8 protein-coding genes are annotated in these 12,217 nt (G+C 75.1%); 6 read left to right on the top strand and 2 right to left on the bottom strand.

Annotated features, from left to right (window positions below):
* Window positions 1-166: 166 nt before the first annotated feature.
* Window positions 167-733, bottom strand: coding sequence for a hypothetical protein (locus AB0O91_RS35620; RefSeq protein ID WP_363442125.1), 567 nt, complete (start codon window positions 731-733; stop codon window positions 167-169).
* Window positions 734-985: 252 nt separating this feature from the next.
* Here AB0O91_RS35620 and AB0O91_RS35615 point away from each other — a divergent pair, with 252 nt between their 5' ends.
* Window positions 986-2,902 carry a protein kinase gene (locus AB0O91_RS35615; RefSeq protein ID WP_363442124.1) on the top strand — a complete coding sequence of 639 codons (1,917 nt, stop codon included), beginning with the start codon at window positions 986-988 and terminating at the stop codon, window positions 2,900-2,902.
* An 18-nt stretch (window positions 2,903-2,920) separates the two neighbouring features.
* Here the strand turns inward: AB0O91_RS35615 and AB0O91_RS35610 are convergent, their stop codons facing one another.
* Entirely contained in the window at window positions 2,921-3,448 is a 528-nt protein-coding gene (locus tag AB0O91_RS35610) for an SHOCT domain-containing protein (protein ID WP_363442122.1), read from the bottom strand.
* A 57-nt stretch (window positions 3,449-3,505) separates the two neighbouring features.
* Here AB0O91_RS35610 and AB0O91_RS35605 point away from each other — a divergent pair, with 57 nt between their 5' ends.
* The 5 genes from AB0O91_RS35605 (at window position 3,506) to AB0O91_RS35585 (ending at window position 12,135) form a co-directional block, all read left to right on the top strand.
* Window positions 3,506-4,609: a protein kinase gene (locus AB0O91_RS35605; protein ID WP_363442120.1), complete on the top strand. Its 1,104-nt coding sequence runs from the start codon at window positions 3,506-3,508 to the stop codon at window positions 4,607-4,609.
* A gap of 162 nt (window positions 4,610-4,771) precedes the next feature.
* Entirely contained in the window at window positions 4,772-6,601 is a 1,830-nt protein-coding gene (locus tag AB0O91_RS35600; protein WP_363442119.1) for a serine/threonine-protein kinase, read from the top strand.
* Between the two features lie 120 nt (window positions 6,602-6,721).
* Window positions 6,722-8,365, top strand: coding sequence for a succinic semialdehyde dehydrogenase (locus AB0O91_RS35595; RefSeq protein ID WP_363442117.1), 1,644 nt, complete (start codon window positions 6,722-6,724; stop codon window positions 8,363-8,365).
* A 57-nt stretch (window positions 8,366-8,422) separates the two neighbouring features.
* Window positions 8,423-10,240 carry a GMC family oxidoreductase gene (locus AB0O91_RS35590; RefSeq protein ID WP_363442115.1) on the top strand — a complete coding sequence of 606 codons (1,818 nt, stop codon included), beginning with the start codon at window positions 8,423-8,425 and terminating at the stop codon, window positions 10,238-10,240.
* Window positions 10,241-10,503: 263 nt separating this feature from the next.
* A complete protein-coding gene (locus tag AB0O91_RS35585; protein ID WP_363442113.1) occupies window positions 10,504-12,135 on the top strand; it encodes a hypothetical protein in 1,632 nt (543 codons plus the stop codon).
* The last annotated feature ends 82 nt before the right edge of the window (window positions 12,136-12,217 follow it).

The raw sequence follows: 12,217 nt of genomic DNA, 5'->3' as shown, positions 1-12,217 counted from the left end.
CAGTCTGAAAATCACCCGTCACGCCCCTCTCCGCACCCACCCCCTCCACCGCCCCCTCCCGCAGCGCGTCCCTCTCGCCTGGGTGGGTGAGGGGGTGGGTGGGGGAGGTGGGGGGTGGGTTGCTGGGGGTGGGTGGGTGCGGGTTTTGGGGTGGGTCGGTGCGGGGTCAGGGGTGGTTCGCGGTGCGGCGGGTGAGGAGGAAGCCGCCGGTCAGGGCGATGGCGTAGAAGGCCAGGTCGAGCGGGCGCAGGTGGGTGTGCCAGGTGGTCAGGGTGGTGTGCAGGAGGCCGTGGGGGGCGGGGCCGGCGGCGTGGGTCAGGCGGAGGCGTTGGGTGAGCTGGCCGAGGAGGAGGGCGGCGGCGGCGAGGAGGGCGCCGAGTGGGGGGAGTAAGCGGTTGCGGCCGCCGAGGCGGCCGAGGGGGAGGGCGACCAGGCCGGCCTGGGCGATGGTGAGCCAGCCGAGGCTGTCGGCGGCGCGCAGGGGGGCGCAGCCGTAGGCGAGGCCGCCGAGCAGGGTGGCGAGCAGGGCGAGGGTGAGGGCGAGGGCGGTGCGGCTGCGGGGTGGGCGGCGGTGTACGGCGGGGGTGTGGGGCTCGTAGCCGGTGACGGGCACGCCGGGCATGCCGGGGGCGATGTAGCCCTCGGGGGCGTCCAGGACGGGTGCGACCGAGTAGTGCTGGGCGGTGCGGGTGCGGGGCGATGGGCCGTCAGCGCCCGGTGCGGGTGCGGTCATGGGCGTCGAGTCCCCCCGGAAAAGACGATGAGCTGCCGAACGGTAGCAGCGCATCGGGCAGATCTTGGCGAGTTTTCGATCACAGATCGGGCACAGAGCGTCGTACCCGTTCCGGTTCGTCCCGTCTTGGGGCGGGGGGCGGGTGGTCGCCGCCCCCGTGGACAGGGGATGATGGAGGCTTGGCCGTTCGGGCCCGGCCGGGCCGACGCGCCGTCACCACGACCGCCAGCAGCACATGGGGGAACGTTCCGAATGACCCAGGCGCAGGGTTCCACCGGCCGCCTCCTGGCCGGCCGCTACCGGCTGAACGGCGTGCTCGGACGCGGTGGCATGGGTACCGTCTGGCGCGCCGAGGACGAGATGCTGGGCCGGACCGTCGCGGTCAAGGAACTGCGGATGAACGCCAGCGTCGACGAGGAGGAGAAGCACCGGCTGATCGTCCGGACGCTGCGCGAGGCGAAGGCGACCGCGCGGATCCGGCACAGCTCGGCGGTGACCGTCTTCGACGTGGTCGACGAGGACGACCGGCCGTGGATCGTCATGGAGCTGGTGGAGTCCCGTTCGCTGGCCGACGTCGTCCGGGAGGACGGGCCGCTGGCGCCCGGCCGGGCGGCGGAGATCGCGCTCGACGTACTGGGCGTGCTGAGCGCGGCGCACGCGCTGGGCATCCTGCACCGGGACGTCAAGCCGTCCAACGTGCTGATCGGCGACGACGGCCGGGTGGTGCTCACCGACTTCGGCATCGCCAGCGTGGAGGGCGACGCCTCGGTCACCTCCACCGGGATGCTGGTCGGTGCGCCCTCGTACATATCCCCGGAGCGGGCCCGGGGGCAGAAGCCCGGCCCGCCGGCCGACCTGTGGTCGCTGGGCGGCACGCTGTACGCGATGGTCGAGGGGCGGCCGCCGTACGACCGGGGCTCGGCGCTGGCCACCCTGACCGCGGTGATGACCGAGGACCTGACCGCGCCGACGAACGCCGGGCCGCTGCTGCCGGTGATCGAGGGGCTGCTGGAGAAGGATCCGGCGAAGCGGCTGGACGCGACGCAGACCCGGTCGATGCTCAAGCGGGTGGTCGCGGAGGCGACCGTGAAGGCCGAGTCGACCACCGAGCACGCGATGCCGGTCGGGAAGGTCGAGGAGGAGGCGGAGAGCGGGGCGAAGGACGAGGCGGAGAGCGGGGCGAAGGACGGGGCGAAGGACGGGGTGGCGGGGGAGCGGGAGGCTCCCAAGCGGACCATCGGGGGGCTACTGGGGACGGTCCGGGTGGGGAGCCGGGCCCGGGACGAGGAGCCTGCGGTCGAGGGCGGGAAGCCCGACGAGCCGGCGCCGGCCACCGAGCCGATCCGGCCGGTGACCAGTGAGTGGACGATGGGCGCGACCCAGGCGGCCGGGGCCGACCCGCGCAAGGGGCGGCGGCGGCTGGCCATCGCGACCGTGGTGGTCGTGCTGCTGCTGATCGCCGGGATCGTCGCGCTGCTCCAGGCGGTGGGCAGCGGGGACGGCGCTGCGGGGGAGGGTGCCCACAGCGCGGGCGCCAGTGCGCCGGTCGCGGTGACCGAGCCGTCCGAGCCGTCCGAGCCGGCCCAGGGCGCGTCGACGCCGGCCGCCGAGGGGGTCCCGGCGGGGACGCCCACCGAGGCGCCGGCCACCACTGCCGCGGCCCAGCCGCCGGCGTCCACGCCGGCGGGCGAGCCGACCCCGTCGCAGGCCGCGCCCGGTGCCCCGGTGCCGGCCGGGTACCACGCCTACCAGGACCCGAGCGGGTTCTCCGTCGTCCTGCCGGACTGGCTGCAGCCGGCCGGCTCGGACGCCAACCGGCGGATCTTCAAGAACTCTGCCGACGGCAGCCAGCTGCGCATCGAGTGGACCACCACGCCGGGGGCGAGCGCGCTCGCCGACTGGCAGGAGTCGGAGCCCAACGTCCGTGGCCAGGTGACCAACTACCAGCGGCTGAACCTGGCGGCGCTCACCTACCGGCAGTGGAGCAACGCGGCGGACTGGGAGTGGACCAACGGCACGCCCAAGACCCACTCGCTCAACCGCGGCTTCGTGACCGGCAGTCCGGCCAAGTACGGCTACTCGATCTACTGGATCGTCCCGGACGCGCAGTGGGCCGCGCAGGCCCCGGCCCGGGACGTCGTGTTCAGCAGCTTCCAGCCGGCGCCGTAGGGCCGGCCCGGTGCGCGGTCAGCCGAGCAGGCGCTGCTTGGCCCGGGTGAACTCCTCGTCGGTGAGCGCGCCGGACGCCCGCAGGGCGGCCAACCGCTCCAGCTGGCCGAGGAGTTGTTCCCCGGCCGAGAGCTCGGCCGGGGCCGGGGCCGGCGGCGGGGTGGTGCGGGCGGCCCGGGCGGCGGCGCGGATCTGCTCGGCGAACACCTCGGCCTTGACCACCTCCTCGAAGCGGTGCGAGCCGGTCAGTGCGACGACCGTCAGCACCTCGCCGTTGAGCTTGGTGCGGGCCACCGTGGCGTCGGTGACGGCGGTGAGCGGAACCGGTACCGGAGGCTTTCCGTCCTTCAGGAAGAGCAGCCGGTGGGTGGTGAGCACGAGCACCCCCTTGCGGAAGTGGTCGGGGTGGCGTCCGGCCGTGGAGGCGACGGGCTCCTCGCCGTCGATGACGGCCGCTTCGACCGTGCGGACGGCCTCGGCCCGATTGGCTTGGTTACTGTTGCCCGCCACCTTGAAGGCGGTGTCGATCAGGTCGGTCCATTCCATGGGATCGAGCGTAAAGGAGCCGCTCAGTAGGCTGCTCGGCGAGCGAGAGGAACTGGCATGCGAGGCGGCCCGGGCCAGTTGTTGGCGGGGCGGTACCGGCTGACGGACCGTCCCGAACTGCTGCGCGCCATCGCGGTGGACGAGCGGACCGGTGAGACGGTGCTGCTGCGCGCCGTCGAGCTGCCCGCCCTGCTGACCGCGGGCCAGGATCCGGACGAGCCCAACCCCGGGCACGGGGACCGGCTGGTGCGCCGGGTGGCGACGGTCGGCTCGGCCGCGCCGGCCTGGCACCCCAGGCTGCTGCGCGGGGTCGGCGCCTTCGTGGAGGGCGAGTTGCTGTGGACGGTGGAGGAGCGGCCGGCCGGTCGGACGCTGGCCGAGCTGCTCTCCGCCGGACCGCTCCCGCCGTACCGGGCGGCCGAGTTGGCGGCCGACCTGGCCGGTGCGCTGCGGGCGCTGCACGAGGCCGGGCTCGCCCACGGCAATCTGACCGCCGAGTCGGTGCTGGTCTGCGAGGACGGTGCGGCGCTGCTCGGCGGGCTGCTCGACGGGGTGGCCCAGGAGGCGCTGGCCGAGGACCTCGGCGGGCCGGGCGGGCGGCGCCGGTACGAGGTCCGGGCCACCCTGGTCGGCCCGGTGGCCGAGCGCTGGCCGTTGGACGGCGGCCCGGCGGGGGACTGCTGGGCGCTCGGGGTGCTGGTGCAGCGGATGGTCACCGGCCGCGCGCCGTTCCCGGAGGGCGGCGTGCCGGAGTTGGTGACGGCGGTGCGGGACGGACGGCGCGAACCCGCGCTGGTCTGCGGGCCGCTGGCGCCGCTGGCCGAGCGGTTGCTGCAGCCCGATCCGACCCTGCGGCCCACCGCGCAGGTGGCGCGGGAGGAGCTGGCGGCGCTGCTGGCGGGTGCGCCGGAGCCGGCCGACGAGGAGCGGGCGGCGCGCGAGGTGGAGCTGAAGCCGGAGGCGCCGCTGGTGCGGCTGAGACCGCGGCGGCGCGGGCGGGGCCCCGCCCCGGAGCGGGTGGTGCCGGAGACCGCCCCGCCGGGGGCCGGGGGCGGTCGGACCCCGCGGATCCCCCCGGCCCTGCTCGGGCCGGTGCTGGTGGGCGGGGTGTTCGCGCTGCTGGTGCTGGGAATGGTCGCGGTGGTGATGTTCGCAGGCTGACGGCCCCGGCTCCCGCCGATCCGCCGGTCCGGAGGGTGGGCGAGATTACCGGGTGTGGCACGGTGCGCCTAGGGTGTCCGTGGGATGAGTTCGAACAGCGGTCCGCAGCGGGCTTTCGGTCGCGGTGACGGCAGGTGGAATCGAGAGGGGGAGCGGTCGCCGATGGGCGTGCAGGACCGGCCGGAGGCGGCCGAGGCGGAGCGGTTGCTGGCCGGGCGGTACGAGCTCGGTGAGCGGCTCGGCCGGGGCGGTATGGGGACGGTCTGGCGGGCCTGGGACCGGATGCTCGACCGCGAGGTCGCGGTCAAGGAGCTGACGGTCAACCACCTGCCGGAGGAGGACCTGCAGATCCTGCACACCCGGATGAAGCGCGAGGCCAGCGCCGCCGCGAGGATCAAGCACCCCGGTGTGATCACCGTGCACGACGTGCTGGAGCAGGACGGCCGGCCCTGGATCGTGATGGAGCTGGTCGACGGCCGTTCGCTGGCCGACGTGATCAGCCAGGACGGCACCCTGCCGCCGCGGGCCGCCGCGGAGGTCGGCAGCCAGGTGCTCGCCGCGCTGCACCGCGGCCACCAGCTCGGGGTGCTGCACCGGGACGTGAAGCCGGCCAACGTGCTGCTGGAGCGCGGCACCGGGCGGGTGGTGCTGCTGGACTTCGGCATCGCGAAGTACGAGGGGTCGACCGAGCTGACCCGGCCCGGTGACCTGGTCGGTTCGCCGGACTACCTGGCCCCCGAGCGCGCCCAGGGCGAGCGGCCCGGGCCGGCCTCCGACCTGTGGGGCCTCGGGGCGACGCTGTACGCGGCGGTCGAGGGCCAGTCGCCGTTTCGCCGGGACTCGCCGATCAGCACGCTGGCCGCGGTGGTCGACGAGCCGCTGCCGGAGTCGCGTCGGGCCGGGCCGCTCGGGCCGGTGCTGGCCGCGCTGATGGCCAAGGACCCGGCCGACCGGCCGAACGCGGACGAGGCGGCCCGGATGCTGGCCGAGGTGCAGTCCGGGCACACCATGGGGCTGAAGACGGTCGGGCTGCAGGCCGCGCCGGTGCGCACGCCCACCCAGTCGGTGCCGGTGGTGGACCGCAGCGCGGGGCAGGACGGGACCGTCGTGGTGACGCCGGAGGGTTCGGGTGGCCCGGAGGGGTCGGAGGACCTGACCGATCCGCGGCCGGTCGCGACCACGGTGGTGCCCGTGCCGTCCTCCCAGCCCGTTCCGGTCGTCCCGGTGGTCCCGGTCGGGGCCGCCGGGGACACCACCGGGGGCGTGGCCGCGTTCGGCCAGGCGCGCAGCTCCACGTTCGCGCCGGTCGCGCACTCCACCACGCCCGCGCGCGGTCCGGCCAAACGCCGCAGCCGGATGAAGCTGGTCGCCATCGCGGTGGCCGTCGGCGTGCTGGCCGCCGCGGCGACCTTCCTGGCCACCCGGCACATGACCGGCGACGACGGAGCCGACCCGGTGACCACCGGACAGCCGGACACGCCCGATCCCACCGAGACGGGCCCGACCGGCACCCCGACCCCGGGCGCGCCCGCACCGGCCGGCTACCGCTGGGTCGACGACCCGGCCGGCTTCCGCTTCCCGATGCCGGTCGCGACGCCGGTCTGGCAGCGCAGCACCGGGACGGACGCCAACCAGATCTTCTACAGCCCCGACAACCGGGTGCACTACCTGCAGTTCGCGGTCACCGTCGGCCAGTCGGTCAAGCCGCTGGAGCACATGCGGCAGATGGAGGGCAACGTCTCCAAGTCGCTCAAGGACTACAAGCAGCTCCGGATGGCCGGCGCCGTGGTGAACGGCCACGAGGCGGCCACCTGGGAGTTCAGCTACGCGGCCAAGGAGGGCGGCCGCCGGCGGGCGATCGAGACCGAGTTCATCGACGAGGACGGCACCGCCTACGCGATCTACGCGTCCAGCCCCGACAAGGGCGACGAGTGGCAGCAGGCCGAGCAGCGGTTCACCACGGTGCTCAACCACTTCACGCCCACCCGCTGAGCGGGAGCCGCGGCGGGGCGACGGTCCGTACGGGCGGAGCGCCCCGCTTTGGCCCGACTGCGGCAGATTCTTGTTACCGACGGGTATCGCGCCGGGCGCCGAAGGCCTAGGCTGCGCCGTATGTCGGACCTCACAGCAGATGCAGTGGCCACCGAACACCCCGGCGCCGCCCCCGCGGACGGCAACCCGGCCGCTCCCGGCGGCGGGCGGACCGTCGCGACCGCCGTTCCCCGAGCGCTGGTCGACCGGCTGGCCGCCGGGATCACCGCCACCGGTGTGCCCAGCGTGGTGGAGACCGTCGCCCCGCTGACCGGTGAGCGGCTGGCCGGCCTGCCGCAGTCCACCCCGGCCGACGTCGAGGTGGCCTTCCAGCTGGCCCGCCGCGCCCAGTCGGCCTGGGCCGCGCTGCCGGTGCGCCGCCGGGCGGCCGTGCTGCTGCGCTTCCACGACCTGCTGCTCAAGCGGCAGGACGAGGCGCTGGACCTGGTCCAGGCCGAGACCGGCAAGGCCCGGCTGCACGCCTTCGAGGAACTGCTGGCCGTCGCCATGGCCGCCCGGCACTACGGGCGGGCCGCCCAGGGCTACCTGAAGGACCGGCGCCGCGGCGGTGCGCTGCCGGTGCTCACCCACGCCGTGGAGGCCCGCCGTCCCAAGGGCGTGATCGGCCACATCTCGCCGTGGAACTACCCGCTGGAGCTGTGCGTCGGGGACCTGCTGCCCGCCTTCGTGGCCGGCAACGCGGTGGTCAACAAGCCCGACACCCAGACCGCGCTGACCGGGCTGTGGGCCCGCGAGCTGCTGATCGAGGCCGGGCTGCCGGCCGACCTGTGGCAGGTGGTGATCGGCGACGGACCGGTGATCGGCCCCGCCGTGGTCGAGCACGCCGACTACGTCTCCTTCACCGGCTCGACCCGCACCGGCCGCGAGGTCGCCCAGCGCGCCGCCGCCCGGCTGGTCGGCGCCTCGCTCGAACTCGGCGGCAAGAACGCCATGCTGGTGCTCTCCGACGCCGACCTGGAGGCCGCCGCCGCGGGCGCCGTCCGGGCCTGCTTCTCCTCCGCCGGGCAGCTGTGCATCTCGATCGAGCGGCTGCTGGTGCACCGCTCGGTGGCCGACCGCTTCCTGGAGCTCTTCGTCGCCCGCACCCGGGCGCTGCGGCTGGGCGGCGGTCTGGCGTACGGTGCCGACATGGGCTCTCTGGTCTCCGTCCGGCAGCTGGACACCACCACCCGGCACGTGGACGAGGCGGTCAAGGCCGGTGCCACCGTGCTGACCGGCGGCCGGGCCCGGCCCGACCTCGGGCCCTACTTCTACGAGCCGACCGTGCTGGACGGGGTCACCCCGGAGATGGCGGTCTGCGGCGAGGAGACCTTCGGCCCGGTCGTCTCGGTCTACCGCTTCGACACCGAGGACGAGGCGGTGGCCGCCGCCAACTCCACGCCGTACGGCCTGAACTCCAGCGTCTGGACCAGGGACCTGCGGCGCGGCCGGGCGGTCGCGGCCCGGCTGCGCACCGGCACGGTCAACGTCAACGAGGCCTACGCGGCCGCCTACGGCTCGGTCGCCGCGCCGATGGGCGGCATGGGCGACTCCGGACTGGGCCGGCGGCACGGCGCCGAGGGCATCCTGCGCTTCACCGAGGCGCAGACCATCGCGACCCAGCGGATGATGCCGATCGCCCCCTCGTTCGGGCTGGACGACCGGCAGTTCGCGGCCGTGATGACCGGCGGGCTGCGGGTGCTCAAGGCGCTGCGGTTCAAGTAGCGGGACCGAACGGCGTTCCCCCCCCAGGCAGGTTCGACCCCCGAGGAGCGGTGGCAGATGGTGGAGTCCGGTGGTGCGGCGGAGTTCGACTACGACGTGGTCGTGGTCGGCTCCGGCTTCGGCGGTTCGGTCGCGGCGCTGCGGCTGACCGAGAAGGGCTACCGGGTCGCCGTCCTGGAGGCCGGGCGGCGGTTCGAGCGGGACGAACTGCCCCGCACCTCCTGGGACCTGCCGAACTACCTGTGGGCGCCGCAGCTCGGGCTGTACGGCATCCAGCGGATCCACCTGCTGGCCAATGTGCTGATCCTGGCCGGCGCCGGGGTCGGCGGCGGCTCGCTGAACTACGCCAACACCCTCTACGTGCCGCCGAAGGCCTTCTTCGAGGACCGCCAGTGGAGCCACATCACCGACTGGCAGGAGGAGTTGGCGCCGTTCTACGACCAGGCGCAGCGGATGCTCGGGGTCCGGCTGAACCCGACCGTCACGCCGTCCGACGTCCACCTCAAGGCGGCGGCCGAGCGGATGGGCGTCGCGGACACCTTCCACCTGGCGCCGGTCGGGGTGTTCTTCGGGGACGGGGAGGACGCCGCGGGCACCTCCCGGACGGAGTCCGGGGGAGGCGGGGCGAAGGCCGCGCCCGGCGAGGAGGTCCCCGACCCGTACTTCGGCGGGGCCGGCCCGGCCCGCCGGGCCTGCGTGGAGTGCGGCGAGTGCATGACCGGCTGCCGGCACGGCGCCAAGAACATGCTCACCGAGAACTACCTGTACCTGGCCGAGCGGGGCGGCGCGGAGATCCACCCGCTCACCACGGTGGCCCGGATCCGGGAGATCGACGGGGGGTACGCCGTGGACGTGCGGCGCACCGACTCCCGTTCGCGGAGCGACCGGGTCAAGGCGGGGGCCCGGACCGTCACGGCCGCCCGGGTGGTGGTCGCGGCCGGCACCTACGGCACCCAGTCGCTGCTGCACCGGATGCGCGACGCCGGCCACCTGTCCCGGATCTCCGACCGGCTCGGCGAGCTGACCCGCACCAACTCCGAGGCGCTGGTGGGTGCCCAGACCACCGACCGGCGCTACGGCACCAAGGCGGACTTCACCAAGGGCGTGGCGATCACCTCCTCGATCCACCCGGACGCCAACACCCACATCGAGCCGGTCCGCTACGGCAAGGGCTCCAACGCGATGGGCGCGCTGTCGATCGCCCAGGTCAAGGGCGGCGGGGCGGTCCCGCGCTGGCTGCGCTACCTGGGCAACTCGGTGCTCCACCCGGTGACCTTCGGCCGGTCGATGAACCAGCGCGGCTGGTCCGAGAAGACGATCATCGGCCTGGTGATGCAGTCGCTGGACAACTCGATCACCGTCTCGCTGAAGAAGGGCGCGCTCGGCAAGGCCCGGCTCACCTCCCGCCAGGGCCACGGCGAACCCAACCCGACCTGGATACCGGCCGCCGAACGGGGCGCCCAGGCGCTGGCCGACGAGATCAACGGCTTCCCGGGGAGCAGCGTCGGCGAGATCTTCGACATCCCGATGACCGCGCACTTCCTGGGCGGCTGCCCGATCGGGGACGCCCCCGAGACCGGCGTGGTCGACCCGTACCACCGGCTGTACGGGTACCCGGGGATCAGCGTGGTGGACGGCGCGGCCGTCTCCGCCAACCTCGGGGTCAACCCCTCGCTCACCATCACCGCGCAGGCCGAGCGCGCGATGTCGATGTGGCCCAACAAGGGCGAGCCGGACCGGCGTCCGGACCAGGGCGGGGAGTACCGGCGGATCACCCCGGTCGTGCCGGTGCGGCCGGCCGTGCCGGAGGGCGCGTTCGGTGCGCTGCGCCTGCCGCTGCTGGCCGTCCCGGAGGTCCCGAAGAAGCGCGGCTGAACCCGGCCGGGAGGGTCAATTCGACTGGCCCGGGCGCTGGTTGACATCCGTTCGGATCCGATGGGATAAACGGGCTCCCTGGGGGACCAGGAACTCGTCGAGCGGGGGGAATGCGGCCCATGGCCAACTGCGCATCGTGCGGCGCGACTCGGGTGGAGGGGGTGCCCGTCTGCGGCTCGTGCGGGCGGCCGACGGCACCCCCGCCGGCGGTCCCCGGGTACCCGCCGCCGCCCGGTTACCCGCCGCCCGGCTATCCGCCCGCGGTGGGCAGTTGGGGCACCGGCCGACCGTACCGGCCCGCCCCGGCCGCCGGGCGTCTGCTGGCCCGCCAGGACTGGCGCCCGGCGCTGCGGGCGGCCGTCGGCCCGACGGCCGTGCTGCTGCTGGCCGCGCTGATCGCGGCGGTCCCCGGTGACTACAGCTACGACCGGACCTTCCAGGCACCCGACTTCGGCGACCGCTTCCTCTCCACCCTGGCGATGGCGCTGAACGCGCTCGGCGCGCCGTTCCGGCTCGGCTTCCGGAGCCCGGTCAGCCGGACCCGCTCGGAGGGCCTGGACATCACCCTCTGGCTGGTGCCGTTGACGGTGACCGTGCTGTGGGGCGTCGCGCTCTGGCTCGGCCTGCGGGCCGGGCTGCGCCGGCGCAAGGCCGACGGGTCCCAGCTGACCCGGGTGCAGGCGGCCGGCGAGGCGGTGCGCACGGCGGTGGTGCTCGGCCTGGTCACGGTGCTGCTCGGGCTGGTGGCCGGCGCCGACTGGCAGCCGAGGCGCGCCGGGAGCGGTACCGGCTACTACGGCCTGGCCCTCGGGAAGACCTCCTTCAGCACCGACTCCGACTGGTTGTGGGCGGTCGGCTGGACGGTCCTGCTGGCCGGACTGCTGGCCTTCGCCGTCCACGGCACCGACGCGCTGCGCTGGGCCGCCTGGCGCAACCGCTCGGTGCGCGGCTGGGCGGTGGCCGCGCTGACGGCCGGGCAGGCGCTCGCGGCGGTCCTGGGCCTGGCCTCGGTGACGGCCTTCGTGCTGGTCGCGGTCAACAGCGACGATGGCCGGCAGACCGCGCTCTCGCTGGCCTTCCTGCCCAACCTCGGCCTGCTGCTGCTCGGCCTGGGCTCGGGCGCGACGTTCCGGAGCGGCCAGGAGACGGGCGCCGTCGCGGGCTGGAGCGAGTACCGGGACAAGCACCTGGAGTTCTCCTTCTTCGACCTGCACGACCAGAGCGCGGACTGGCGCTGGGCCGGCCTGCTGGCGCTCGCCGCGGTGGGCCTGCTGGGCTGGACGGCCCACCGGCGGCGGCTGGACGGGGCCGACCGGCTGCGGCTGGCGGTCGTGTACGCCGCGCTGCTCACCGGGCTGACCGCGGCCTCCGGCGGGCTGGGGACCACCGCGATGTCCTTCCTGGCGCCGGACTCGGCGGCCTGGGGCGGCTCGGAGGGCACGGTCACCTCCCAGGACACCTCGGCGGGGCTGGTGTTCCCCACCGTGCTGGTGGCGAGTGCGGTCTGGGCGGTGGTCGGCGCGGTCCTGGTGCCCGCGCTGCCGGCGGCGCTCGGCGGCCGGGGCGCCGCGGCCGGGTACGGCGCGGTGCCGCCCGGTGCCGCTCCGTACGGCACCGACCCGTACGGCGGGTACGGCGCGGTGCCGCCACAGGCAACCGGCCCGGCCGGGCCGCCGGTGCCGGGGGTGCCCCCGTACGGCGTCCCGCCGCAGGCCGGGCCGCACGTCCCGCCGGACGGCACCCCGGACGTCACGCCGGAGGGGCCCGGGACCGGGGTGAGCGAGGAGATCGGCTCGCACGGTGCACCGCCGACCGCGGCCGCCGGGACGCCGCCGCGTCCACCGCGTCCGCCGGAGGAGCCGGTCGACCCGACCGTCTGGCGCGACCACCCGTAGGGCGCGGCCGGAGGCGGCCGGGCGTCCCCCGGAAGGGACGACGCGACGGTCAAGGGCGAGCGGAAGGGCGAGCGGAAAGGGC

The organism is Kitasatospora sp. NPDC089797, from assembly GCF_040684795.1.
Classification (GTDB): domain Bacteria; phylum Actinomycetota; class Actinomycetes; order Streptomycetales; family Streptomycetaceae; genus Kitasatospora.
Note: the sequence above shows the minus strand (reverse complement) of the source record. Positions and strands in the feature narration are given on the sequence as shown.

Excerpts from the sequence above, each read along its gene's own strand:
- AB0O91_RS35600 (WP_363442119.1), top strand. The coding sequence starts at position 4,772 with ATGGGCGTGCAGGACCGGCCGGAGGCGGCCGAGGCGGAGCGGTTGCTG.
- AB0O91_RS35605 (WP_363442120.1), top strand. The coding sequence starts at position 3,506 with ATGCGAGGCGGCCCGGGCCAGTTGTTGGCGGGGCGGTACCGGCTGACG.
- AB0O91_RS35595 (WP_363442117.1), top strand. The coding sequence starts at position 6,722 with ATGTCGGACCTCACAGCAGATGCAGTGGCCACCGAACACCCCGGCGCC.
- AB0O91_RS35590 (WP_363442115.1), top strand. The coding sequence starts at position 8,423 with ATGGTGGAGTCCGGTGGTGCGGCGGAGTTCGACTACGACGTGGTCGTG.
- AB0O91_RS35615 (WP_363442124.1), top strand. The coding sequence starts at position 986 with ATGACCCAGGCGCAGGGTTCCACCGGCCGCCTCCTGGCCGGCCGCTAC.
- AB0O91_RS35620 (WP_363442125.1), bottom strand. The coding sequence starts at position 733 with ATGACCGCACCCGCACCGGGCGCTGACGGCCCATCGCCCCGCACCCGC.
- AB0O91_RS35610 (WP_363442122.1), bottom strand. The coding sequence starts at position 3,448 with ATGGAATGGACCGACCTGATCGACACCGCCTTCAAGGTGGCGGGCAAC.